We start from the raw sequence: 24,542 nt of genomic DNA on the forward strand, positions 1-24,542 counted from the left end.
CTGATACAATCTGGCCTCTTTTTGCGTGCATGCGTGTTGCGTGCCGCCTGTTTGCGAGTCCTGCCCATGGCCCTCACCGCCACCATCTACAAAGCCGAACTGACTGTGTCCGACATGGACCGGGACTACTACGCCACCCACAACCTGACCGTGGCGTTGCACCCGTCGGAAACCCCATCACGGATGATGCTGCGACTGCTGGCCTTTGCGTTGAATGCGCACGAAGCTCTCACCTTTACCCGTGGCCTTTCCAGCACCGACGAGCCGGATCTGTGGCAACGCAATCCGGACGACACTCTGGAACACTGGATTGAACTGGGCATGCCAGACGAAAAACGCCTGCGCAAGGCGTGCGGCCTGGCCCGACACGTGACGCTTTATACCTATGGCGCCCGGGCTCCACAGGTATGGTGGGAGAGCATGAAGAACAAGGTGACCCGCTTCAGCAACCTGCACATCGTTCATGTGGATCCGGACAGCGAAGCAACCCTGGAGCCACTCATGCAGCGCACCATGCAACTACAATGCATGATTCAGGATGGACAAATCTGGTTCGGCAGCACCGAGCAATCCATGGAGATGGGCCTGGCAACCTGGTTTGGTGCCAGCCCCCATCACTAAATCTTCACGCTGCGCCCAATGCCTTCATGTTACTAGTGCCCTCGCCATTTCTTTGACCACGGAGCCCCCATGTCAGACCTGATTCTGCACCACTACGCCCTGTCCCCCTTTTCCGAAAAGGTGCGGGCCATGCTCGGCTATGCCGGTCTGGACTGGCAGTCCGTCACCGTGCGGGAAATGCCGCCACGGCCGATGCTGGCGCCACTGGCAGGCGGCTACCGGAAAATTCCGGTGGCACAGAGCGGCGCCGATGTGTTCTGCGACACTCGCATTATCGGCGCGGAGATTGCCGCACTGGCCGGCAAGCCGGAGCTGGTAGCCAGCAACGCCAGTGTCGACGTACAGGATTTTGTCGCCAGGGTGGACCTGGACATCTTCCTCGCCTGCATCATCTCTGCAGGCAACATGACTCTGCTGCGCAAGGTGCTCAAGGAGTCGTCGCTGCTGGATCTGGGTCGCCTGTTGTGGGACCGCATCGCCATGGGCAGCAAGGCCAAGGTAAAAACCAACAGCCCAAAACAGATGAAACGCATGGTGGAAGCCCATCTGACCGATCTGGAGGGGAAACTGGAATCACACCCTTTCCTGTTTGGCGACACGCCAAACGCCGGCGATTTTTCCGCCTACCACAGCCTGTGGTTCCAGCGTGACCTGGCGGAACAACCGCGCTTCAAACGCTACCCGAAAGTGAATGCCTGGCTGGATCGTCTGCAGGCCTATGGCCAAGGCAACAGCACCCAGATCAGCGCCGACCAGGCCCTGGAGCAGGCCCGGGCTGCCACCCCTCGCCCACTGCCCGATTCCACCCAGGACCAGGCGCTGATCGGCAAGACCGTGAGCGTGGTCCCCAACGACTACGGTCGCATTCCGGTGGAAGGCACCCTGGTGGCCAGCACCGATGAACGCTGGATCGTGGCGCGGGACGAGGACGCCGTGGGTCGGGTGCATGTGCATTTGCCGCGCCAGGGGTTTGTGATCCGCGCGATCTGACCGAGCACTGATTCAAGCGTTGGAGCCTTGCTTGCAAGGCGAAGGGCTTGCCCCTGTGCCGTGATAACGGCTGATCTTTCGCTTTGCGAGCAAAGCTCCAACGGGAGCTTTGCTCACAAGGCGAACGTCCCGGGCCCGGCATCCCCTTACAGGCTGCGCTGATTAACCCGTTTCATCAGTTCTTCGGCGCTTTCCTTACGCTCGGAATAGCGGTCGGTGAGATAGTCACTGCGGTCGCGGGTCAGGTAGGTGAACTTCACCAGCTCTTCCAGGACATCGACAATACGGTCGTAGAAGCCGGAGGCTTTCATACGATCGTTTTCATCGAATTCCAGAAACGCTTTCGGCACCGATGACTGGTTGGGGATGGTGAGCATGCGCATCCAGCGGCCCAGCACCCGTAGCTGATTCACCGCATTAAAGGACTGCGATCCACCACACACCTGCATCACTGCCAGGGTCTTGCCCTGGGTGGGGCGCACTGCGCCCAGCGACAATGGAATCCAGTCGATCTGAGCTTTCATGATGCCGGTCATGGCGCCATGCCGTTCCGGCGAACACCACACCATCCCCTCACTCCAGGTGACCAGATCTCGCAGTTCCTGCACCTTGGGGTGGCTGGCATCCTCACTGTCCGGCAGCGGCAGGCCATCGGCATGAAACACTTTCGGCTCCGCGCCCATGGCTTCCAGCAAACGAGCCGCTTCCTCCACCACCAGACGGCTGAAGGACCGCTGGCGCAAGGAACCGTACAACAACAGGATGCGCGGTTTATGGGTAGACGGCTGATCCCGGAATACGCTGTCGGTAGCGGGGACCTGGAAGCAATCGTTATCGAGGTTGGGTAGATCTTTCATCGAAGCTCTCATTTTTTGTAGGAGCCCATGCTTGCATGGCGAAGGGTTCTGTTTCCTGAAAGCAGGTGTGAATCTGACAGACTTTCGCCATGCAAGCATGGGCTCCTACAGGATTACGCAGGATTTTCTTCAAACCAGTGCGAGGTACGATTCACAATCGCTACCAGCGTCAGCATCACCGGCACTTCCACCAGCACCCCCACTACGGTGGCCAGCGCCGCACCGGAGTGCAGGCCGAACAGGCTGATGGCCACGGCCACCGCCAGCTCGAAGAAGTTGCTGGTGCCGATCAGGCAGGCGGGGCCGGCCACGTTGTGTTTCAGCCGCAGGCGACGGGCCGCCCAGTAAGCAATCACGAAGATGCCGTAGGTCTGGATCAGCAGCGGGATAGCGATCAGCACGATGGCCATGGGTTTGGCGAGGATGGTTTCCGCCTGGAAGCCGAACAGCAGCACCACCGTGGCCAGCAGCCCCATCACACTGATCGGCTTGAGGGCAGCAACGAAGCGTTCCACTTTCGCCTCGCCCCCTTTAGCCACCAGCATCTGGCGGGTGAGGAAACCGGCAATCAGCGGCAGCACCACATAGAGCACCACGGACAACAACAGCGTATCCCAGGGAACGGTGATGTCACTGACACCCAGCAACAGGGCCGCGATGGGGGCAAAGGCGAATACCATGATGATGTCGTTCACCGACACCTGTACCAGGGTGTAGTTGGCATCGCCCTTGGTCAGGTGACTCCACACGAACACCATGGCGGTACAGGGCGCCACGCCCAGCAGGATCATGCCGGCGATGTACTCGGTGGCGGTCTGTGGGTCCACCCAGCCGGCGAACAATACCTTGAAAAACAGCCAGCCAAGCGCCGCCATGGTGAACGGCTTGATCAACCAGTTGATTGCCAGAGTGAGCAGCAACCCCCGTGGGTTCTGTCCTACTTTCTTGATCGCGGTGAAATCAATCTGGATCATCATCGGGTAGACCATCACCCAGATAAACACCGCCACCGCCAGATTCACGTGGGCGTACTCAAACGCTGCCACCGCCTGAAACAGAGGCGGTACTGCCAAACCCAGGGCGACCCCGGCAATAATCGCCAGGCCCACCCAGACGCTCAGGTAACGTTCGAAAAACGGCATCAGTGATCCTCCATGTCCCGATGGATCTGCTCACCGCAGGCCACCAGGCCTTTGCCGTTGAGGTCATCCAGCGAAACGTCGAACAGTGCCTGCAGACGACTTTCCAGTTGCTGGTAGGTAGCCTCAAAGGCCGCAGCAATCTCCTCTTCCGTGCCTTCCACATGAGCCGGGTCCGGCAGGCCCCAATGCAGTTTGGGCACATCCCCCAGCCACACTGGGCAGGCTTCCCCGGCGGCGCTGTCGCAGACGGTAATAATCAGATCGATATCTTCACCGGCCAGATCATCCATGGATTTGGAACCGGGGTTGTCCGGGGTAATGCCATGGCGGGCCAGCACTGCCAGCGCTCCCGGGTTCACCTGGCCGGTAGGATGGCTACCGGCACTGAGGCCCCGGAAACGGCCTTTGCCCAGGGCATTGATCAATGCTTCGCCAATAATGGAACGACAGGAGTTGCCGGTGCACAGCACCAGAATCGTCATGGGTTGCAGTTGCATGTCAGTTCTCGCAGCAGGCAGGGACAGGAAGGTTCAGAGACAGGGCCTCGCAAGCCGGTGATACCAGACTCGCCAACGTCTGTTGGGCCCAGGCAGGCAGTTCCGGGTTAATGCGGTAATGCATCCAGGTACCCTGCCGTCGTGCCACCACCAGCTCACACTGGCGCAGCTGAGCCAGGTGGCGAGATACCGTGGACTGCGGCGCACTGACCGCATCCACCAGGTCGCACACACAGACCTCGCCCTGACCGTGCAACAGGCAGACCAGACTCAGGCGAAGGTCATCGCCGAGGCATTTGCAGAGCTGGGTGGGAGTGAGCATGGGTCGCCCTGTATTCGTATATTCGGAAATACGGATATTAAAGAGGCACGTTGCAAGATACAAGTTTCAACGCGGGAAGGTTTTGTGACGATGCTGGAAAGGCAAAGGCCGTGCCTGAAGGTAAGGCGCAGCCTTTGAAAGGGCCGTAGGAGCGTCGCTTGAGACGCGAACCTCGAGCAGCGAGGAAATCGCCCGCAGGACGATCAGGACTGTAGAGCTCCACAGGCCTATCCATATCCATATAAAGGTTATGGCTAGATTGAAGCTCATTCCTCGCGAAGGCTCGGTTCGCGTCTCAAGCGACGCTCCTACAGCGGCTTCGTAGCAGGTTTTGCTCGTAGCTTGTAGCTGCCTTTATTTCTTCAGCTTGGCTTCGATCTCGTCCACGGTGATGTGGCGTACGTCCTTGCCTTCCACCAGGTAGATGACCTGCTCGCCGATGTTGCGGGCGTGGTCACCGATACGCTCCAAAGCACGCAGGGACCAGATGATGTTGAGGATCCGGGTAATAGAGCGCGGATCTTCCATCATGAAGGTCACCAGCGAACGCATGGCGCTGCGGTATTCCATGTCCACTTCGTTGTCTTCAGCGGCGACGGCCAGGGCTTTCTTGGCATCGAAACGGGCGAACGCGTCCAGGGTATCGCGCAGCATGTTGCGCACGTGGTTGCCAATGTGCCGCACTTCCACGTAGCCACGGGGGGACTCGCCCTCTTCCGCAAGCTGCTGGCCCATGCGGGCAATCTTGGCCGATTCGTCGCCGATCCGTTCCAGGTCGGAGACGGCCTTGGTGACGGCAATGATCAGACGCAGGTCGGAGGCCGCAGGCTGGCGCAGGGCCAATACCCGGGTGCATTCCTCGTCGATCAGCATTTCCAGCTTGTCGACCTTGTCTTCCGTTTCCAGCACCTTCTGGGCCAGGTCGGAATCCGCATGCAGCAACGCCTGCAAGGCATCCACTACCTGCTTTTCCACCAGGCCACCCATCTCCATCAGATTGTTGCGGATGGATTCCAGCGCCTCATTGAACTGGGTTGAGCTGTGCTCACCAAAATGCATGCGATCCATGATCTGTTTTCCTCCGAGCGGCGCTTAGCCGAAGCGCCCGGTGATATAGGCTTCCGTCAGATCGTGTTCCGGTTTGGTGAACACGGTCTCGGTGTCATTCATTTCCACCAGACGACCCAGGTGGAAGTAGGCGGTGCGGTGTGACACCCGCGCGGCCTGCTGCATGGAGTGGGTAACGATGGCGATGGTATAGGACTCGCTCAGTTCGCTGATCAGCTCTTCGATCTTGGCAGTGGCGATGGGGTCCAGCGCGGAGCAGGGCTCATCCATCAGCACCACTTCCGGGCTCACCGCGATGGTGCGGGCAATACACAGACGCTGCTGCTGACCACCAGACAAGCCAGTGCCCGAGGAATGCAAACGATCCTTCACTTCGTCCCACAGACCCGCCTTGCGCAGGCTGTTTTCCACGATCTCGTCCAGGTCGTACTTCTTGTTGGCCAGGCCGTGGATACGCGGGCCATAGGCCACGTTATCGTAGATGGACTTGGGGAAGGGGTTGGGCTTCTGGAACACCATGCCGACCCGGGCGCGCAGCTCCACCACATCCAGTTTCGGATCGTAGAGATCCTGATTTTCCAGATGCAGGCTGCCCTTCACCTTACAGATGTCGATAGTGTCGTTCATGCGGTTCAGGCAGCGCAGGAAGGTGGACTTGCCGCAACCGGACGGACCAATCAGCGAGACCACTTCGTTCTTGCCGATATCCAGGCTGACGCCATGGATAGCCTGATTATCGGCGTAGAACACCTCCACATCACGCAGGCGCATTTTCGGGTTGTCCACAAAGGGCTGACCCACGGTCTGATCGGGATAGGGAGTGTCTTGTGTCATTGCGTCACGCTCGTTAATGGCCTTGTCTTTGGCCGCATCATTGTTGCCCAGAGACGGTTTGTCCAGTTGCTGTGCGGTTTCCATCACTCAAATCCTCGTTACCGGTCCGTTACCAGCGCCGCTCAAGACGCTTGCGCAGTACCACCGCCAGGGTGTTCATGGTGATCAGGAAGGCCAGCAGCACCATGATCGCGGCGGACGCCAACGCTTCGAAAGATTGCTCCGGGCTGTCTGCCCACAGGTAGATCTGTACCGGCAGTACCGTGGCAGCATCCAGCGGGCCGGCGGGCAGATCGACGATAAAGGCCACCATGCCGATCATCAGCAGCGGTGCGGTTTCACCCAGGGCCTGGGCCATACCGATGATGGCACCGGTGAGCATGCCCGGCAGCGCCAGCGGCAGCACATGGTGCAATACCACCTGCATCTTCGACGCCCCCAGCCCCATGGCCGCCTGGCGAATGCTGGGCGGTACCGCCTTGATGGCGGCGCGGCTGGAAATGATGATGGTCGGCAGCGTCATCAACGTCAGTACGATACCGCCCACCAGTGGCACCGAGCGGGGCAGGCCGAACAGGCCGATGATCACCGCCAGACCCAGCAGGCCGAAGATGATCGACGGTACCGCCGCCAGGTTGTTGATGTTCACTTCAATGAAATCGGTGAACTTGTTCTTCGGGGCAAATTCTTCCAGGTAGATCGCCGCGGCCACACCCACCGGGAAACTCAACACCAGGGTCACAATCATGGTGAACAGCGACCCGAGAATGGCGCCGAGAATACCGGCCTGTTCCGGCTCACGGGAATCGCCGTAGCTGAACAGGGACTGGTTGAATACCATCCGGGTTTCCCCGGAGGCTTCCAGCTCGGCGACCCACTGCTGCTGCTTGGTATTCAGGCGGCTGTCTTCGCGTTGCTTTTCACTGGCCTTGAGGAACAGGTCCACGTCGTCATCGGCCAGCAACCACAGGGTGCGGGTCTCGCCCAGCAGGGAAGGATCTTCGCGCAACATATCGCGCAGGGCATAACCGGCGCCGGTGCTCACCAGCTGGTTCAACGCCCGGGTATCCTGGCGTCCTTCCACGGTGGGGAAGCGCTCTGCCAGGGCGTCGCGGATCACCCCCTGATAATTACCGTAGTTCAGTTCATCCTCGTCGCGGGGGTCGCTGACATCCAGCACCTCGGCGTCAAAGGTGATCGGCAGCTGGACTTCATACTCGAAGAACGCGCTGTGACCCTTGCCAATAATGTCGGTGAACAGCAGCACCAGGGCCATCAAGCCAATGCCGATGGACCCGATGCCAAATGCCTTGAAGCGCTTCTCGGCCCGGTAGCGCCGGGCCAGCGTCTTGCGAACTTTTTCCGTGGTTTCGCTCATGGTCTCTCTCCGGCTCCTAGTCGTACTGCTCGCGGTATTTCTTCACGATATGCAGCGCGAAGATATTCATGACCAGGGTGGTGATGAACAACATCAGGCCCAGGGCGAAGGCCGCCAGGGTCTTGGCGCTGTCGAATTCCTGGTCGCCGGTCAGCAAAGTCACAATCTGTACGGTGATGGTGGTCACCGCTTCCAGCGGATTGGCGGTCAGATTGGCCGCCAGGCCAGCGGCCATCACCACGATCATGGTTTCGCCAATGGCCCGGGAGGCGGCCAGCAGGATGCCGCCCATGATGCCCGGCAGGGCCGCCGGGAAAATCACCTTCTTGATGGTCTCGCTCTTGGTGGCGCCCAGCCCGAGAGAACCATCACGCATGGCCTGGGGCACGGCAGTAATCACATCGTCCGCCAGGGAAGACACGAAGGGGATAATCATGATGCCCATCACCAGACCAGCAGCCAGAGCCGATTCCGACGCCACATCCAGGCCGATGGATTCGCCCATGCCACGAATGAAAGGCGCCACCGTCAGGGCGGCAAAGAAGCCGTACACCACAGTGGGCACCCCGGCCAGCACTTCCAGTGCCGGCTTGGCCACGGTACGAACCCGGTTGCTGGCGTATTCCGCCAGGTAGATGGCGGACATCAGTCCCACCGGCACCGCCACCAGCAAGGCAATGGCGGAAATCAGCATGGTGCCCATGAACAATGGCACGGCACCGAAGGCACCGCCGGACGCTACCTGATCGGCGCGCAGGGCAGTCTGTGGGCTCCACTGCAACCCGAACAGGAAATCGGTGACCGGCACCTTGCCGAAGAAGCGGATGGATTCGAACAGGACCGACAGCACAATGCCCACGGTGGTCAGGATCGCCACCGTGGCACACAGCATGAAGAGGGTCTGCAGTACCCGCTCCACCTGCTGGCGAGCGCGCAACTGCGGTGACACTTTCAGCCAGGCCCAGGCGCCGCCGAACATGCACAGCACGATAATCACCACGGTCAGGGCCATGGCGCTGGTCTGGCGCAGGGCCTGCAGGTTCTCTGCCGCGGCAGCAATGGGCGCTTCGACGAAATTAGCAGGCAGCGCACCGCTGGCCACGTTCTGGATCTTGCTGAGCGTCAGGTTATAGCTGGACGCATCCGTCGGCTGCAGCTCCGCCGGCAAGCCGGCAAGCACCTGCTGGCGGATAATGCTGTCGTCAAACGCCAGCCACAGGCCCAGCACCACCAGAGCAGGAATGGCACACCACATGGCCGAACGCATGGCAAAGTAAAACGGCAGCGAGTGCAGGTGGCGAATCCCCCCCAGGGGACGGGCCAGCGCGTAGGAGCGGCGAAGCCCCACAAAGTAGGCGCCAGCCACCATCACCACCAGCAGTAACAGCAGGTTTCCGGTTTGCATGTAGTACTCCGATCGGATTTGCTCAAACAAAATCACCGCAATGATCTTGGTGGAACAAATACAGGTTTTTCAGGGGCGAAAAAGCCCGGTGGCAAACACCACCGGGCCGAAAGCATCCATGCTTTTTGTTATTCCCTTACAACTCTTCGCCAGTCATGGACTTCAGGCTGCGGGCCTGCTTGGCCATGCTCTTGCGCAGGTCATCACCCAGCGGGATCAGGCCTTTCTCGCCCAGGTAACCCTGGTCGCCCCAGGCTTTCTCGCTGGTGAACTCTTTCACGTAGCCTTCGATACCGGGTACCACACCCACGTGGGCTTTCTTCACGTAGAAGAACAGGGAGCGGGATACCGGGTAGTCGCCGGAGCCGATGGCTTCGAAGGTCGGCTCAACACCATCCACGTTGGCAGCCTGTACCACACCGCGGTTCTGATCCAGGAAGGAGTAACCGAACACACCGTAGGCGGCCGGGTTCTTTTCCAGTTTCTGCACGATCAGGTTGTCGTTTTCACCGGCTTCCACATAAACACCGTCTTCACGAACGCTGCGGCAGATGGCCTTGTACTTGGACTTGTCTTCGCTCTTGATGGCCTTCAGCCAGGGGAAGGTCTTGCAACCACCCTCGATGGCCAGCTCGTTGAAGGCATCACGGGTACCGGAAGTCGGCGGCGGACCGAGTACTTCGATTTCGGTGTTGGGCAGCGCCGGGTTCACGTCTTTCCAGGTCTTGTAAGGGTTGGCAACCAGCTCTTCGCTGCCATCCGGGTTCGGTACATCCTTGGCCAGGGCCAGGAAGATGTCACGCAGGGACAGATCGATGTGCTCGCCCTTCACGGAGTTGGCGATAACGATGCCATCGTAGCCGACCTTCACTTCGGTGATGTCTTTCACGCCATTGCTCTGGCACAGCTCGAACTCGGACTTCTTCATGCGACGTGACGCATTGGTGATGTCCGGGTGCTGGGTACCAACGCCCTGGCAGAACAGCTTCATGCCGCCGCCGGAACCGGTGGATTCGATTTTCGGGGTGGCGTTGCCGGTACGACCGAAACGCTCGGCCACCACGGTGGCGAACGGATATACCGTGGAGGAACCCACGATGGAGATAGTGTCACGCGCCATGGCAGTACCCGGTACGCTGGCCATGGCCAGTGCAGCGGCGGCACCTGCCAGAGTTGCTTTCATCTTGAAGTTCACGGTTAAGCCTCCTAGTTACATGGCACCGGCGCTTGTCAGGTTTGACCCCACCCCGGTTTTGTTCTTGCAATCTTTGCAAACCAGTTCATGTTTCAGCACAGCGCATGCTAGAGAGGATTTATGACAGCAACATTACAGGATCATTGCGCCCCTGTGATCTGTCAGTTTTACCGGCAATCCCGCCCGATACTCTGGTTCTAGCCGGCAGCCCCCGTATAATGCGGGTTTTCGCGGGATGCATCCGTATCACAGATGGCACCGGAGCCAGTCTCCCGGGGCACAGGTTTTTATGACACAACAACTATTACGCTGGCAGCAACGTCTGACCGGTTTTACCACCCTGGTGGGCCGCAGCAGCGCCTGGCTGGCCCTGCTGCTGGTACTGGGCACGGTGCTGGTGGTGGTGCTGCGTTATGGCTTCGGCATCGGCAATATCGCCCTGCAGGAATCGCTCACCTATCTGCACGGCAGCCTCTTTATGCTGGGAATTGCCTATACCCTGGCCGAGGACGAGCATGTGCGCGTGGATGTGCTCTACCAGCGCTTAAGCCCCCGGGGCCGGGCCTGGGTCAATCTGCTGGGCACCCTGTTCCTGCTGTTACCGGTCTGCGCGGCCATTTTCTGGCTGTCGCTGGACTATGTGATCAGTAGCTGGCGCGAGCAGGAAACCTCCGCCAATGGCGGCCTGCCTTTTGTCTATTTGCTGAAAACCCTGCTGCTGATCCTGCCCGCCCTGCTCACCGTGCAGGCCCTGGCGGAGCTGTTGCGCCATAGCCTGACCCTGCTGGGGGCGACACCGCCAGCGCCCCAGGACCATCCCGGGGAGGGCCTGTGATGGAATGGGTTCCCCTGCTGATGTTTGTGGTGGTCTGCCTGGTGCTGCTCAGCGGCTACCCTGTGGCCTTTGTACTGGGCGGCACCGCCCTGTTGTTCGCCGCCGCCGGCATGGTGACCGGCACGTTCAGCCCGGCGGATCTCACCTTTGTGCCCAACCGGCTGTTCGGCATCATCGACAACACCACCCTGATGGCGGTGCCACTGTTCGTGTTCATGGGGGTGATGCTGGAGAAATCGCGGGTGGCGGAAAAGCTGCTGGCCAGTATGGGCCAGCTGTTCGGCGGCCTGCCCGGCGGCATGGGCGTGGCCATCATTCTGGTAGGGGCGCTACTGGCCGCCAGCACCGGCATCGTCGGCGCCACCGTGGTGACCATGGGGCTACTGTCGCTGCCCACCATGCTGCGTCAGGGCTACCAGCCGCAGCTGTCCACCGGGCTGATCTGTGCCACCGGCACCCTGGGGCAGATCATCCCCCCTTCCATTGCGCTGGTGCTGCTTGGCGATGTGTTGGCCAACGCCTATCAGGAAGCCCAGCTCAAGCAGGGGCTGTGGTCCCTGGACACGGTGTCCGTGGGCGATCTGTTTGTCGGGGCGCTGATTCCCGGCCTGATTCTGGTGGGCCTGTATCTCTTGTATGTGGTAGCCATCAGCCTGCTGAAACCGGAGTGGGCACCCGCGTTTCAGTCCAATGATGGCGAGCCGCGCGGCTGGCGCCCCCTGCTGGGCGGCCTGATTCCGCCGCTGCTGCTGATTGCGGCGGTGCTGGGCTCCATTCTCACCGGCAAGGCCACCCCCACCGAAGCCGCCGGCGTGGGCGCCTTCGGTTCGCTGCTGCTGGCTGCCGGCAACCGGCACCTCAACGGACAGATTCTCGGCCAGGTGGTGCGCGCCACCAGCCGGGTCACCGCCATGGTGTTCATGATCCTGATCGGCGCCAGCCTGTTTTCCCTGGTGTTTCGCGGTTTCGGTGGCGAGGAGGCGGTCCATGCCCTGTTCGAAAGCCTGCCCGGTGGGGTGATCGGCGCCACCCTGCTGGTGATGCTGCTGATCTTCCTGCTCGGCTTTATCCTCGACTTTATCGAGATTACCTTTGTCGTCGTGCCCATCGTCGGCCCGGTACTGCTAGCCATGGGTCTGGACCCGATCTGGCTGGGGGTAATGATCGCCCTGAACTTGCAAACCAGTTTTCTGACCCCACCCTTCGGGTTTGCCCTGTTTTACTTGCGCGGGGTGGCGCCGCCAGAGGTAAAAACCACGCAGATTTACCAGGGCGTGATACCTTTTATCATTATCCAGCTACTGATGCTGGGTATACTGGCGCTGTTCCCGGAACTGGCCACCTGGCTCCCCGATCAACTTTACGGGTAAATGAACTGCGGCGCGGCAGTGTATAGACTGCAATCTAAACCGGCTCAAAATATTACGGATAACAAACATGACCGATAACACCGACGACATGCCCCAGCCCATCGGCACCCTGGCTATTCAGACCATCGCCATGCCGCAGAGCGCCAACTGGAATGGCGATATCTTTGGTGGCTGGCTGGTATCGCAGATGGATCTCGCCGGTGCTGTCACCGCCCGCAAGAAAGCCCGTGGCAGGGTGGCCACCGTAGCGATTGATTCCATGGCCTTCCTGCGCCCGGTGCCGGTGGGCGCCGTGGTCAGCTGCTACACCCAGTTGCAGGATGTGGGCCGCAGCTCCATGCAGATTCTGGTGGAAGTGTGGATCCGCGAAGACACCGGCACCCTGTCCAAGGTGACCGAAGGGCACTTCACCTTCGTGGCCATTGATGACACCGGGCGGACCCGGGCGGTGCCGAGGGACTGACCGAAGCCTGCCGTTTGGTTATCGCGCCGCCAGCGACGCTCCTACGGTTGGGGTTCGGTTTTCTGTAGGAGCACCGCTTGAGGTGCGAACCGAGCGTAGCGAGGCCTGAGGATTGAGGTTGGCGCTATTCTTTCCGGAAAGGTCTGTCGGCCACTGAGATCCCTGATCGCCCTACGGGCGATTTCCGCGCAAGCGCGGTTCGCACCTCAAGAGGTGCTCCTACAGCGGCTTCGTAGATACGCCTCTTGAGGCGCCTCCGCTCAACCTTTGGCTAACTCACTCCGCACGTTCATATACGACTGCTCAGCCACCGCCATGTACTCCACGGATTCGTCGCGGAATGTGCGGTAGGACTCGTACACCTTGCGTGCTTCGCTGTTGTCGGCCACCAGCGCTTCGATCACCTCGTCGCTGGCCTCCTTGAGAGCCTTGAGAACATCATCCGGCAGCCGGCGCAGTTTCACCCCGTGCTTGTTGACCAGCTCCTGCAGCGCCGCGTTGTTCTGGGCGGTGTACTCGTCGAGCATGTCCTGGTTTTCCGACTGGGCGGCGTAACGGATAATCGCCTGCAGGTCCGCCGGCAGGCTGTCCCATACCGTCTTGTTGATGGTCAGCTCCAGGGTCGGGCCCGGCTCCTGCCAGCCCGGGTAATAGTAGTACTCGGCCACCCGGTGCAGGCCAAAGGTCAGGTCGTTGTAGGGGCCGACCCAGTCCGCCGCATCAATGGCGCCGGTCTGCATGGAGGTGAACACCTCGGCACCGGGCAGCTGCACCGGCGTGGCACCCACCTTGCCCAGCACCTCTCCGGCGAGGCCCGGCATACGCATCTTCAGACCTTTCAGGTCCTCCACGCTGTTGATTTCCTTGTTGAACCAGCCCGCCATCTGGGTGCCAGTGTTGCCACAGGCAAACGGCTTGAGATTGAACTGGGCGTACAGATCGTCCCACAATTTCTGGCCACCACCATGGTGTAACCAGCCATTCATTTCCTGGGCGGTGAGCCCGAAGGGGACGGCGGTAAAGAACGGCGTGGCCGGATGCTTGCCTTTCCAGTAGTAGGCGGCCCCGTGGCCCATCTCGGCGCTGCCCTGGCGCACCGCATCGAACACTTCAAAGGCCGGCACCAGTTCCTTGGCGCCATAGACCTTGATCTTGATACGCCCGGCAGACATTTCTTCCACGCGCTTGGCAAACCGGTTGGCGCCAGCACCCAGGCCGGGATAGTTCTTCGGCCAGGTGGTCACCATTTTCCATTCGTAGGTCTGCTGTTCAGGCTTTTTCTTTTCCGGCTCCGCGCCGGCAGCAGCCTGACCCTCCACGGGCGGGCAGTCTTTCTGTTCGCAGCCAGCCAGAGCCAGGCCACCCAGCCCAAGACCCAGGGCGGAAACAAATTTACGACGATCCAAGGTAGCTCCTCCGATAAAGGGCGGCAGCGCTCTGCCGCTTTCGGGTTATTTTTTTCCACCTGAGGCCTGATGCACGACGCTTCTCACGTCCTGCGTCAAGTATCCGGCGTTATATCACTTCCAGCCGTGCGTACTGGCTGACCAGCCACTTGGTGCCGGCGCCGTCAAAATTGATCTGCAGCCGGGCGTTGGGGCCCTGGCCTTCGAAGTGCAATACGGTGCCTTCGCCGAATTTCGGGTGCAATACCCGCGCGCCCAGGTTGATGCCATTGGACTCGGTTTCGCGAATCGGCCGAGACGCGCCGCCCACCGGCCGGCTGAAGCCGGCCCGGGCGCGGATTTCTTCCAGAAACTCGGCGGGTATTTCGCGCAGGAAGCGACTGGGCGGGTTATGGTTTTCATTACCGTAGAGGCGACGGCTTTCCGCATGGGTCAGGTACAACTCGCGCATGGCGCGGGTCAGGCCCACGTAGCAGAGGCGCCGCTCTTCGGCCATGCGGCCTGGCTCCTGGCTGGACATCTGGTGGGGGAACAGACCTTCCTCCATGCCACAGATGAATACCGCCGGAAATTCCAGCCCCTTGGCGGAATGCAGGGTCATCATCTGCACCGCGTCCTCGTGGGCGTCGGCCTGGCCCTCGCCGGATTCCAGGGCGGCGTGGTCGAGAAAGGCTGTCAGGCTGTCCAGTTCGGAGTCTTCATCCTCGTCACCGAATTCCCGGGTGGCGGAGACCAGTTCGCGCAGGTTTTCCAGACGTTGCTGGCCCTTTTCGCCCTTTTCCTTGCCGTGGAAATCCACCAGGCCACTGGCTTCGATTACATGTTCGGTGGTTTCCGCCAGCGACAGGCCATCGCATTGCTGCTCCAGCTGCGCCACCAGGTTCAGGAACACCGCCAGGGCATTGGTGGCCCGGGCGGTAAGTAACTGCTCACTGATCAGCGCCTGAGCCGCAGCCCACAGGGACACGCCACGCTGACGTGCCAGCTCGCGCAGGCTTTCCAGGGTCTTGTTGCCGATGCCCCGGGTGGGGGTGTTCACCACCCGTTCGAAGGCGGCATCCGCATCGCGATGGCTGAGCAGGCGCAGGTAGGCCAGGGCGTTCTTGATTTCCGCCCGCTCGAAGAAGCGCTGACCGCCATAAATGCGGTAGGGAATACCGGCCTGCAAAAAGGCTTCTTCCAGCACCCGGGACTGGGCGTTGGAGCGATACAGCACCGCCATTTCCCGCCGCGCGGTGCCTTCCTGAAACAGCTTTTCCACCCGCCCGGCAATAAAACGGGCTTCGTCCACTTCATTGAACCCGGCATAGAGGCGAATCGGATCACCGTCGCTGCCCTCGGTCCACAGTTCCTTGCCAAGCCGGTCGGCATTGTTGCCAATCACGGCATTGGCCGCTTTCAGGATGGTGCCGGTGGAGCGGTAGTTCTGCTCCAGGCGAATGGTGCGGGTATCCGGGAAATCGCGGCTGAACTTGTGGATATTCTCGATCTTGGCGCCGCGCCAGCCGTAGATGGACTGGTCATCATCGCCGACGATGGTGACGGCATTATCGTCGTTGGCCAGCAACCGCAGCCAGGCATACTGGATGCTGTTGGTATCCTGAAACTCGTCCACCAGAATGTGCCGGAAGCGACGCTGATAATGGCCACGCAGGCCATCGTTGTCGCGGAACAGCTCCAGCACTCGCAGCAGCATTTCGTTGAAGTCCACCAGGCCGCTGCGCTCGCAGGCTTCTTCGTAGCCGAAGTAGATCTTCTGCATGGTCTGCACGAACAGATCGCCATTGGCGTCCATGTGCTTGGCACGCAGGCCCTCATCCTTCTGGCCATTGATAAACCAGGTGGCCTGACGGGCCGGCCAGCGCTGCTCGTCCAGCCCCAGCTCCTTGATCACCCGTTTGATCAGCCGGATCTGATCATCCGCATCGATGATCTGGAAGCCCTGGGGCAGGCCCGCTTCCTGCCAGTGGGCGCGCAGCAGGCGATGGGCAATGCCGTGGAAGGTGCCCACCCACATGCCGTCGGCGGACATGTCCAGCAACTGCTCGATGCGCCCGCGCATTTCGGCAGCGGCCTTGTTGGTAAAGGTCACCGCCAGAATACCGAACGGCGAAGCCTGCTCGGTGGCGATCTGCCAGGCAATACGGTGCACCAGCACCCGGGTCTTGCCCGAGCCGGCACCAGCCAGCACCAGTAAATGTCGGTCATCGGCAGCCACCGCGTCGCGCTGGGCCGGGTTCAAGCCATCAATAAGGGAAGTTACGTCATCCATGGCGCGGGAGTTTAGCAGAATGTCCGCTGGCGCGATGCCTGCATACTGAACCCGGTTAGATGAACCCGTGCAGCATGGCAATACGCCACTATCAAGAGTGAGATGGCGGTTTCCCTTGGCATCGCCGATAGGTAAACTGACAAAGAAAAACACTCGGCTAAACGCCAGAGGATAATAATCAAGGTGTCTTCGCAGTCTCCGCAAACCCGAACCGCTCCGCCGTTCAATGGCGTGCTCACTGAACAGTGCCAACTGTTACTCAGTGGCATTGCGGTGCTGATGTTGCTGGAAATAGCCAGTGCCATCACGCTGGTATGGGCCTACTGGAGCACCCCCATTCCCCGGCAGCACCTGCTGATCTGGCTGGGACTGGTGGCTGCCGTTCAGGTCGGCAAGTTGATCGCCCTGCCCTTCTGCCATCGGCGCCTGCGCAACGATCTGGCCACCCCACACTGCCGTCGCATTCTTTCTGCCGTCGCCCTGAGCACCCCACTGATCCTGGGCACCGCCGGTTACCTGTTCAATCCGCTGGATACCCTGTTCGCCAGCGACATGCTGGCCGCCCAGCTCACCATTGCCTGCCTGGGGCTGGGCCTGAGCACCATGGCTCTGGCCGCCTACAGCAGCCACTTTCCCACCGTTTTCCTGTATCTGCTGATGCTGCTCGGCCCCGGCATGCTGCGACTGTCGGAGACCCAGGCCCATGGCCAGCTCTCGCTGATGCTGCTGATGTCGCTGCTGGGACTGTTCTTCCTGTTCGCCGCCCGCCGCATCAACCAGACCGGCCACCAGGCGATGATGCTGCAGGCCAGCAACCGGTCGCTGATCGACTACCTGAACCGGGCCCGCAGCGATGCGGAAGCCCTCAACGAGAAGCTGGCCCAGGAAATCTACGAGCGTAAGGAAGCCCGCCAGCGCCTGCAGGAGACCAACGAGCGACTGGAATCCATGGTGCAGGAGCGCACCCGGGCCCTGGGCGAAACCAACCAGGCCCTGGCAGCCACTGGTGAACGACTGGAACTGGCGCTGGAAGCCAGCAATATCGGCCTGTGGGACTGGATGCTGGATACCGGGCGCAACTACCACACCAACTTCGACCGCCTGCTGGGTTACGACGGCGCCTACTTCAAGAATTTCTTCGGCGACCTGGAAACCCTGGTTCACCCGGAAGATCTGACCCGCATCCGCCGCGCCATGGTGTCCCACTTCAAGGGCCAGGATGACCGTTACCATGCCGTGTATCGGCTCCGCCATGCGGATGGCAGCTGGCGCTGGATCGAGGATGAGGGTCGGGTGGTGACATGGTCTGATCAGGGCCGCGCTCTGCGCATGATCGGCACCCGCCGGGATATCACCGAAGACCGCCAGAGCCAGGAGCAGCTGCGGCTGGCTGCCACCGTCTTCGACAACGCCCCGGAAGGCATCTTCATCCTCGACCACAAGTTCCGCTTCCTGGCAGTAAATGCCCGCTTCGAACAGATTACCGGCTACAGCGAATCCATGGTGCTGGGCAAGCAGGTGCTGGATCATCAGGAAACCGCCGCCAACCGCGACACCTACAAGATGATTACCGCAGCGTTGCGAGAGAACGGTTTTTGGGAAGGGGAAATCAACGAGACCCGCCGGAATGGCGAACCCTTTCCGGAATGGCTGCAGGTCAGTGCGGTTCGCGACGAACACAAAAAGGTGATTCGTTTTGTCGGCATGATGTCCGACCTGACAACCCGCAAGGAAACCGAACAGCAGCTGCAGTTCCTGTCCAATTACGACCGCCTCACCGGCCTGGCCAACCGCACCCAGTTCCGCGAACACCTGCACAAGTCACTGACCCTGGCACGACTGAACCGGGAAAAGGTGGCGCTGCTGATGATCGACCTGGACCGCTTCAAACCGATCAACGAATCACTGGGCCATGAAATCGGTGACCGTCTGCTCAAGGCCGCCGCCGAGCGCATGGCCCAGCACGCCGGGGGCGAAGAAAATCTCGCCCGGGTGGGCGGCGATGAATTCACCCTGCTGCTGGAAAACCACGGCGGCGAAGGGGCCATCAGCCAGCATTGCCAGAAGCTGATCAATGCCATGAAGAAGCCCTTCATGATTGACGGCCACGAACTACTGCTGGGCGCCAGCGTTGGCATCAGCGTGTTCCCGGACACCGCCAAGGAAGCCCAGAGCATGATCAATCAGGCCGACATGGCGGTGTATCAGGCCAAGCGCAGCGGCGGCAACAACTTCCAGTTCTACCGCAGCAACATGCGCGTGGCCTCGGTGGAACAGCTGGCCCTGGAAACCAGCCTGCGCAAGGCCATCTTCAAGAACGAGTTCGTAGTCTACTACCAGCCGAAGATGGACCTGGCCAGCAACCGCATTACCTCCGTGGAAGCCCTGGTACGCTGGCAACACCCGACCATGGGCCTGCTGCCGCCAGCGGATTTCATTCCCCTGGCCGAGGAAACCGGGCTGATCTCCGCCATCGGCGAACTGGTGCTGGAGCGTGCCTGCCGCCAAGCCCACCAGTGGAACAAACAGGGGCTGGGCAATATCTGTGTATCGGTGAACCTGTCCGCCCACCAGTTCCGCAAGGGCAATGTGGCCGAGATCGTCGACCGGGTGCTGGAAAGCACCGAGCTACCGGCTCACCTGCTGGAACTGGAGCTCACCGAAAGCCTGATCATGGAAGACATGGAGCAGAACATCGAACTGCTCCAGCAGCTGCGTACCCGCGGCATCGAACTGGCCCTGGACGACTTCGGTACCGGCTACTCCTCACTGAGCTACCTGAAACGCTTCCCGGTGGACACTCTGAAGATCGACCGTTCCTTCATCATGGATCTGGACAAGAGCCCGGACGACGCCGCCATCACCCGCGCCATCATCGACATGGCCCACAGCCTGCAAATGAACGTGGTCGCTGAAGGGGTGGAAACCGAAGCCCACCTGAGCATCCTGCGCGACATGCACTGCGACATCATCCAGGGCTTCCTGATCAGCCGCCCGGTGCCGGAGAAGGAGCTGGTGGAGTTGTTGCATACTCAGGCGTATCGGAAGGCAATTGATAATTGAGAATGGATAATTGATAACTCGCGGGACAGCGCTAGTTGGGTTCTGCAAACGAATGAGGCCGCGCCCAGACTATGGGCGCGGCCTCATTTGTTTCAGATCGTTGAGATGCTTATTCGCGCGCTATCAATTATCCATTCTCAATTATCAATTAAGCAGAGCCAGCGTCTCCTCCCGCTCAAAATACCCCTCCAAATGCCTACGCAACCACGCCTCCAGCAGGCCTTCGGCGCGCAATTTTTCCATTACCGGGGGCAGGAAGCGGCGGGCGTCATCGAGCATCAGTTCGCGGGTCACGCCCAGTTCGTCGAGCAGCTCCATCAGGGTGGTGTCGCCGTACTTGTCGAAGAAGGCGTTGACCCCGGAATCCAGCATGGCAATGAAGTAGTCGGTATGGCGCAGATCGCGCCAGTACTCGAAACCGATCACGAACAGCTCCTGAATATCCTCGCTGCTGATCAGTTCGCGCAACTCCGCAACCGGACGCTGGGAGAATTCCTGCCAGGCCACCAGCACCAGCTCGCGCAGTTCGTCCAGGTTTTCATCCCGGTACAGCCAGGGGTCACTGAGCAGTTGTTCCGTGCGCTTGAGCAACCATTCCTGCAAACGCACTTCCAGGCTGCCCAGCCAACGGGCCGGCAGGCGCTTGCGCAACTGCTCGTGCAGCGCCGGCGGCAAGCCCTGGTGCAACAGGGTTTTCAGCCCCAGCTGGGCGCCACCGGCCAGCAACGCCAGTAGCACCGGGTTGCGGCCCAGCCAGGCCATGCTCTGGCGAGACAGGGGAATCTCCAGCACCTTGTCGAGCAGGGCCATGACCACATCCTCGTCCACCACATCGCCGATGAGGCGATCGCTCTGGATACCGTGGTCGTAGAACTGCTCCACCATGTCACCGACCAGCTCGGGAATGGCGCCGCTGATGTCCATTTCTGCCGCATATTTCTGGGCAGTAATGCGGATCTGCTCGACGCTGACCCAATCGTTCAGAGTATAGCGGGTGGCCACATCCAGAGCGTAATCCAGCTCCTGCTCGATCAGCCCGTCCAGCTGCCCCGGCGACAGTTTGGCCAGCAGGTGGTCAATGAGGCCATCCAGTAAACGATTAGCAACTTCCTGTTTATCATGAGCCATTTTTTTCATTTCCCGGTGGAAAAAACTTGCTGTGTGACACAGCAATTGTATCATCGAATGATGTAACAGTTACGGAGGTACGCACCATGGCGATCTCGATTCTTCCCATCCGCCGCAATCTGAAATTCAACCTGAACCCGGCCAAAGCCCTGACTTGGCACCGGGACGGCCTGAATGTCAGCCAGTTCATGAACACCATGAGCCTGTTTTTTCCGGTGGGGGAACGCTTTTTCATCGACAGCGTACGCAATTACCGTGACCAGATCACGGATCCCGAGCTGAAAAAGGCGGTCACTGCCTTTATCGGTCAGGAAGCCATGCATGGCCGGGAGCACGAAGAATACAACGATTTCGTGGCCCAGGCAGGTATTCCCCTGCACGCCCAGGAAGCCTTTGTGGCCCGTCTGTTGAAAGCCGTGCAGGACTATTCCCCACAATCCTTCCAGTTAGCTGCCACCGTGGCCCTGGAACACCTGACCGCCATTCTCGGGGGTGGCCTGCTGGATCTGCCGGAAATCCTGGAAGGGGCCGACGAGGGCTACAAGGCCATCTGGAACTGGCACGCCCTGGAAGAAACCGAGCACAAAGCGGTGGCCTTCGATGTCTACCAAGTGGCCGTCGGTGACGACAGCAACCTGGGCGCCTATGCCCTGCGCAGCGGCACTCTGGTCGCCGCCACCGGCATCTTCTTTGCCCTGATGATTCCCTTCTACGTGCACAACGTGCGCATCAAGGGCGGCCTGACCGATCTGAAAGGCTGGCGCGCCGTGGCCAGGAATACCTGGGGCAAGAAAGGGATTTTCCGCAATATTACCAAGCCCTGGTTCGACTGGTTTAAACCCGGTTTCCACCCCTGGGATCACGACAACAGCGAGCAGCTGAAGAACTTTGAAGCCTTGCTGGGCGACCTCCTCAAGGAGGAGGCCGCCTGACGCTTTCCATCACCGAGCTCTCCCTTTTCCGGTGACTCCAGGGTCGGCATTTATGCCGGCCCTTTTTTTTGGTCACAAACGCCCCGCAACATTGCAAACGCCAGATTGGTGCAGTTCGCCTTAGGCTCAGTGCACCCTACGCAATCAATGGCAACGTTCCGGGATTCAAAGGCAGCATCATCAAAAAGGGCACAGAGCACAGAGAAAAAGTTTTCCTCCGTGAACTCTGCGCCCTCTGTGGTGAAAAATTGATGTTCAACAACGCCTGCCGTGGCAGGCGCCAGTCTTACCCGTCGTTGCCATCCTGCGTGGACACCACCCGCTGGTCGGCCAGGCGGATGTTGCCCGCCGGGGCCTTGCCGTCCCGGTCTTCGCCGAAGTACAGGGTGGTATGGGGGAACGGAATTTCGATGCCGGCCTTGTCGAAGTAGATCTTCACCAGACGATTGAAGGCACGACCCACGGCCCACTGGTTACCCGGCGTGGTCTTGATCACCACCCGGATATTCACCGAGCTGTCCGCCAGCGCGGTAACCCCGGCAACCGTCATCGGCGCCAGAATATTGTCCTTGTGGGCCCCTTCCTTGAGCTCTTCGAAAGCGGCTTCCAGCTGAACGATGGCATCATCGATGCTCTCCCGATAGGCAATGCCGTATTCGCCCACATGGTTACCGAATTCGCGAGTGAAGTTGGACACCGCATCCACCGAGGAGAACGGCACGATGTGGTAGGTGCCATACAGATCCCGCAGGGCCACCGAGCGGATCCCCACCCGGTCCACGGTACCGGAATTGCCACCCACGCTGACGAAATCGCCGGTGTTCATGGCATTCTCCAGCTGAATGAAGATCCCGGTGATCACGTCCTGCACCAGCTTCTGGGCACCAAAACCAATGGCCAGACCCAGCACACCGGCGCCGGCAATCAGCGGGCCGATCTCGATACCGATCTCGGACAACACGATCATCGTCGTCATGATGATGATGGTAATGGCCATGGTGGTATGGAACAGTCCCAGCAGGGTCTCTCCGCGGGCCGCCTCAGCTGGCGTGCTGTCTTCGCGCGGGCTGAACTTATGCTCCACCAGGCTTGCCAGCACCACCCACACCAGGGCCGCCAGCGCCAGAATAATCAGGATATCGATCAGAGCGGAAACCGTCTGCGCCCCCGCCGTGGTGGCATACCAACCGGCCAGGTCATAGAGCTCCCAGGCATCCAGCGACAGCACCACCACCAGGATCAGGATCAGCGCGCGGATCACTTTCAGCCCGCTGGGCACATAGGTGTTCACCCGGGCCTGCAGGCGCGGCATGCTGGCATTGAGACGGTCGGAGAGCTGGATTTCCTTGCCGATCAGCTGTCCCAGCGCCACCGACACCAGCAGCCCGACACCCACATAAATCAGGGTCTCCAGCGTCGCCATAGCCACATAGGGCAACGCGGTTTCCGGATGCAGCACGGTGACCGCAAACACCAGCAGGGCATAGGCCAGAGCCAACCAGTGCCAGATGCGCGCCAGCAATAGCAGTGCCAGACGCATGGGGCCGTAACTGGCATTGGCACGCTCGGTCAGTGCGTCGCGCAGCACCTGCCGCTTGCGGACAATCACTACGGCGGCATAGGCCAGCGCCACCAGCATGATCAGGGTGCCGGCGCCACTGCCCACAGCTTGGGACACATTGAAGTTCAGCACTGGTACCAAAACCAACATGCCGTAGCCGATCAATCCCGCTTCCCGGGCCAGAAACCGGTTGCAGTAGCGCGCCTGCTCCGCCGCCACCGGCAGCATCCGCAGGCCCTCATATTGGGAGGAAAAGAACATGCGCAGACCGGCCTTGGCCAGTTCCACGATCAGGAAGGCATTCAGGAACAGGGCCAGCCGGGTGGCATCCGCCCCCAGCTGCTCGGTCAGCACCGGCGCCACGAAGGTACCGCCCAGGTAGGCCAGCGCCACCACGATGATATCCAGCAGCGCGGCGACCGCCACCGCCACTGTGGTGCGCAGAATGGCCAGCTTTTCCGAACCGCCCCGGGCCCAGTTGCTGAGCCGGCCAAAGGCGGAACCCGCCAGCATTCGTAGCACCCAGAAAACGGCAAAGGTGATCACCACCAGAATGGCCAGATTCAACAACGCAGCGGTGACCGCTTTCATGTCCACCGAAGTGGTGGCAGCCGCTTCTACGGCACTGTCATCACTGACGAACCAGCCGCCAACCAAACCACTCAATGCCGTGAACTGGCGCCCCATGTCACCGGCCAGATTGCCGGTGGCCGCCGCCATGCGGCGGGCCAGGGATACCTGTTCGGCGGTTTGCCCGCTGGGAGACTGGGCAGCAATGTCGCTGACCGGAACCTCACTCTCCAGCCCCAGTGGGGCAGGGTTGGCTGCAGCCTGCAGACCGCGCAGCTGATCGATCAGCTGCTGGCGAGTGGCATCATTCTCCAGCAGCGTCGCCAGCTCTGCATAATCCTGGCCCGAAGAAGGCGCCTCCTGGGCGGGCAATGCTGTCGTCAGCATCACTAACAACAGGGAAAGCAGGGCTGTCAGGCCCCGCAACGACTGGGCTTGATGGCGCACACTCATCTCCTTAGTGCCGGCTTTTGCCGGGTCAACCGCTATGTGTGAAGCATATTCAGACGCACACCTTAACAAGGGAGGCCCGGGAAATTGTGAAGATCACGCGAACGCTCTGTACCGCAATTGTCACGCCGCATTGACCCTGGGGAGGTATTACCGGCAAGGGAATGCCAATCGCACCGGTTG

20 protein-coding genes are annotated in these 24,542 nt (G+C 60.5%); 7 read left to right on the forward strand and 13 right to left on the reverse strand.

Going from position 1 to position 24,542, the window contains the following annotated elements; genetic code table 11:
• The first annotated feature begins 66 nt into the window (after positions 1-66).
• A complete protein-coding gene (locus tag ACMG4M_RS00485) occupies positions 67-621 on the forward strand; it encodes a YaeQ family protein (RefSeq protein WP_414430504.1) in 555 nt (184 codons plus the stop codon).
• A 69-nt stretch (positions 622-690) separates the two neighbouring features.
• Entirely contained in the window at positions 691-1,611 is a 921-nt protein-coding gene (locus ACMG4M_RS00490; RefSeq protein ID WP_414430505.1) for a glutathione S-transferase family protein, read from the forward strand.
• A gap of 146 nt (positions 1,612-1,757) precedes the next feature.
• Here the strand turns inward: ACMG4M_RS00490 and arsH are convergent, their stop codons facing one another.
• The 9 genes from arsH to ACMG4M_RS00535 form a co-directional block, all read right to left on the reverse strand.
• Positions 1,758-2,468 (reverse strand): arsenical resistance protein ArsH, encoded by a 711-nt coding sequence (gene arsH, locus ACMG4M_RS00495; RefSeq protein WP_035249726.1) that lies wholly within the window; start codon positions 2,466-2,468, stop codon positions 1,758-1,760.
• A 113-nt stretch (positions 2,469-2,581) separates the two neighbouring features.
• Complete coding sequence (arsB, locus tag ACMG4M_RS00500; protein WP_035249723.1) at positions 2,582-3,610, reverse strand: ACR3 family arsenite efflux transporter; 1,029 nt, start codon at positions 3,608-3,610, stop codon at positions 2,582-2,584.
• Positions 3,610-4,107: an arsenate reductase ArsC gene (locus ACMG4M_RS00505; protein ID WP_035249721.1), complete on the reverse strand. Its 498-nt coding sequence runs from the start codon at positions 4,105-4,107 to the stop codon at positions 3,610-3,612. Before ACMG4M_RS00505 ends, arsB begins: the two co-directional genes overlap by 1 nt.
• 1 nt (position 4,108) lies before the next feature.
• Positions 4,109-4,429 carry a metalloregulator ArsR/SmtB family transcription factor gene (locus tag ACMG4M_RS00510; RefSeq protein ID WP_035249719.1) on the reverse strand — a complete coding sequence of 107 codons (321 nt, stop codon included), beginning with the start codon at positions 4,427-4,429 and terminating at the stop codon, positions 4,109-4,111.
• Between the two features lie 354 nt (positions 4,430-4,783).
• Positions 4,784-5,500 carry a phosphate signaling complex protein PhoU gene (phoU, locus tag ACMG4M_RS00515; protein WP_035249717.1) on the reverse strand — a complete coding sequence of 239 codons (717 nt, stop codon included), beginning with the start codon at positions 5,498-5,500 and terminating at the stop codon, positions 4,784-4,786.
• Positions 5,501-5,521: 21 nt separating this feature from the next.
• The gene (pstB, locus tag ACMG4M_RS00520; RefSeq protein ID WP_414430506.1) at positions 5,522-6,415 is read right to left on the reverse strand and encodes a phosphate ABC transporter ATP-binding protein PstB; all 894 of its coding nucleotides are present in this window, start codon (positions 6,413-6,415) and stop codon (positions 5,522-5,524) included.
• 25 nt (positions 6,416-6,440) lie between these two features.
• Complete coding sequence (gene pstA / locus ACMG4M_RS00525; protein ID WP_035249713.1) at positions 6,441-7,709, reverse strand: phosphate ABC transporter permease PstA; 1,269 nt, start codon at positions 7,707-7,709, stop codon at positions 6,441-6,443.
• 16 nt (positions 7,710-7,725) lie between these two features.
• Entirely contained in the window at positions 7,726-9,114 is a 1,389-nt protein-coding gene (pstC, locus tag ACMG4M_RS00530) for a phosphate ABC transporter permease subunit PstC (protein ID WP_035249711.1), read from the reverse strand.
• A gap of 136 nt (positions 9,115-9,250) precedes the next feature.
• Positions 9,251-10,297 carry a substrate-binding domain-containing protein gene (locus tag ACMG4M_RS00535; protein WP_035249897.1) on the reverse strand — a complete coding sequence of 349 codons (1,047 nt, stop codon included), beginning with the start codon at positions 10,295-10,297 and terminating at the stop codon, positions 9,251-9,253.
• Between the two features lie 301 nt (positions 10,298-10,598).
• Here ACMG4M_RS00535 and ACMG4M_RS00540 point away from each other — a divergent pair, with 301 nt between their 5' ends.
• From ACMG4M_RS00540 to ACMG4M_RS00550, 3 genes are all read left to right on the forward strand, one after another.
• The gene (locus ACMG4M_RS00540) at positions 10,599-11,144 is read left to right on the forward strand and encodes a TRAP transporter small permease subunit (protein WP_414430507.1); all 546 of its coding nucleotides are present in this window, start codon (positions 10,599-10,601) and stop codon (positions 11,142-11,144) included.
• Complete coding sequence (locus ACMG4M_RS00545; RefSeq protein ID WP_414430508.1) at positions 11,144-12,514, forward strand: TRAP transporter large permease; 1,371 nt, start codon at positions 11,144-11,146, stop codon at positions 12,512-12,514. The genes ACMG4M_RS00540 and ACMG4M_RS00545 overlap by 1 nt, the downstream gene beginning before the upstream one ends.
• Before the next feature lie 67 nt (positions 12,515-12,581).
• Positions 12,582-12,977, forward strand: coding sequence for an acyl-CoA thioesterase (locus ACMG4M_RS00550; protein WP_035249705.1), 396 nt, complete (start codon positions 12,582-12,584; stop codon positions 12,975-12,977).
• Between the two features lie 260 nt (positions 12,978-13,237).
• Here the strand turns inward: ACMG4M_RS00550 and ACMG4M_RS00555 are convergent, their stop codons facing one another.
• Both ACMG4M_RS00555 and uvrD read right to left on the reverse strand, forming a co-directional pair.
• The gene (locus ACMG4M_RS00555; RefSeq protein WP_272962789.1) at positions 13,238-14,383 is read right to left on the reverse strand and encodes a TRAP transporter substrate-binding protein; all 1,146 of its coding nucleotides are present in this window, start codon (positions 14,381-14,383) and stop codon (positions 13,238-13,240) included.
• A 109-nt stretch (positions 14,384-14,492) separates the two neighbouring features.
• Positions 14,493-16,655: a DNA helicase II gene (gene uvrD / locus ACMG4M_RS00560; protein ID WP_035249701.1), complete on the reverse strand. Its 2,163-nt coding sequence runs from the start codon at positions 16,653-16,655 to the stop codon at positions 14,493-14,495.
• A gap of 183 nt (positions 16,656-16,838) precedes the next feature.
• Here uvrD and ACMG4M_RS00565 point away from each other — a divergent pair, with 183 nt between their 5' ends.
• Positions 16,839-19,718 carry an EAL domain-containing protein gene (locus ACMG4M_RS00565; RefSeq protein WP_414430509.1) on the forward strand — a complete coding sequence of 960 codons (2,880 nt, stop codon included), beginning with the start codon at positions 16,839-16,841 and terminating at the stop codon, positions 19,716-19,718.
• Positions 19,719-19,862: 144 nt separating this feature from the next.
• On the opposite strand, the gene ACMG4M_RS00570 is transcribed toward ACMG4M_RS00565, so the two are convergent.
• Positions 19,863-20,846 (reverse strand): hypothetical protein, encoded by a 984-nt coding sequence (locus ACMG4M_RS00570; RefSeq protein ID WP_414430510.1) that lies wholly within the window; start codon positions 20,844-20,846, stop codon positions 19,863-19,865.
• A gap of 86 nt (positions 20,847-20,932) precedes the next feature.
• Between ACMG4M_RS00570 and ACMG4M_RS00575 the strand changes: the two genes are divergently transcribed.
• A complete protein-coding gene (locus tag ACMG4M_RS00575; protein WP_414430511.1) occupies positions 20,933-21,778 on the forward strand; it encodes a metal-dependent hydrolase in 846 nt (281 codons plus the stop codon).
• A gap of 286 nt (positions 21,779-22,064) precedes the next feature.
• Here ACMG4M_RS00575 and ACMG4M_RS00580 read toward each other — a convergent pair whose 3' ends face one another.
• A complete protein-coding gene (locus tag ACMG4M_RS00580; protein WP_414430512.1) occupies positions 22,065-24,362 on the reverse strand; it encodes a mechanosensitive ion channel domain-containing protein in 2,298 nt (765 codons plus the stop codon).
• Positions 24,363-24,542 lie beyond the last annotated feature (180 nt).

The sequence above is a fragment of the Alcanivorax sp. IL3 genome (assembly GCF_047495465.1).
GTDB classification, from domain to species: Bacteria; Pseudomonadota; Gammaproteobacteria; order Pseudomonadales; family Alcanivoracaceae; genus Alcanivorax; species Alcanivorax jadensis.

Coding starts and splice junctions, on each gene's coding strand:
- arsB (WP_035249723.1), bottom strand. CDS start 3,610: ATGCCGTTTTTCGAACGTTACCTGAGCGTCTGGGTGGGCCTGGCGATT.
- arsH (WP_035249726.1), bottom strand. CDS start 2,468: ATGAAAGATCTACCCAACCTCGATAACGATTGCTTCCAGGTCCCCGCT.
- ACMG4M_RS00510 (WP_035249719.1), bottom strand. CDS start 4,429: ATGCTCACTCCCACCCAGCTCTGCAAATGCCTCGGCGATGACCTTCGC.
- ACMG4M_RS00570 (WP_414430510.1), bottom strand. CDS start 20,846: ATGGCTCATGATAAACAGGAAGTTGCTAATCGTTTACTGGATGGCCTC.
- ACMG4M_RS00545 (WP_414430508.1), top strand. CDS start 11,144: ATGGAATGGGTTCCCCTGCTGATGTTTGTGGTGGTCTGCCTGGTGCTG.
- pstA (WP_035249713.1), bottom strand. CDS start 7,709: ATGAGCGAAACCACGGAAAAAGTTCGCAAGACGCTGGCCCGGCGCTAC.
- ACMG4M_RS00540 (WP_414430507.1), top strand. CDS start 10,599: ATGACACAACAACTATTACGCTGGCAGCAACGTCTGACCGGTTTTACC.
- ACMG4M_RS00485 (WP_414430504.1), top strand. CDS start 67: ATGGCCCTCACCGCCACCATCTACAAAGCCGAACTGACTGTGTCCGAC.
- ACMG4M_RS00580 (WP_414430512.1), bottom strand. CDS start 24,362: ATGAGTGTGCGCCATCAAGCCCAGTCGTTGCGGGGCCTGACAGCCCTG.
- ACMG4M_RS00505 (WP_035249721.1), bottom strand. CDS start 4,107: ATGCAACTGCAACCCATGACGATTCTGGTGCTGTGCACCGGCAACTCC.
- uvrD (WP_035249701.1), bottom strand. CDS start 16,655: ATGGATGACGTAACTTCCCTTATTGATGGCTTGAACCCGGCCCAGCGC.
- ACMG4M_RS00535 (WP_035249897.1), bottom strand. CDS start 10,297: ATGAAAGCAACTCTGGCAGGTGCCGCCGCTGCACTGGCCATGGCCAGC.
- ACMG4M_RS00550 (WP_035249705.1), top strand. CDS start 12,582: ATGACCGATAACACCGACGACATGCCCCAGCCCATCGGCACCCTGGCT.
- pstC (WP_035249711.1), bottom strand. CDS start 9,114: ATGCAAACCGGAAACCTGCTGTTACTGCTGGTGGTGATGGTGGCTGGC.
- pstB (WP_414430506.1), bottom strand. CDS start 6,415: ATGGAAACCGCACAGCAACTGGACAAACCGTCTCTGGGCAACAATGAT.
- ACMG4M_RS00490 (WP_414430505.1), top strand. CDS start 691: ATGTCAGACCTGATTCTGCACCACTACGCCCTGTCCCCCTTTTCCGAA.
- ACMG4M_RS00575 (WP_414430511.1), top strand. CDS start 20,933: ATGGCGATCTCGATTCTTCCCATCCGCCGCAATCTGAAATTCAACCTG.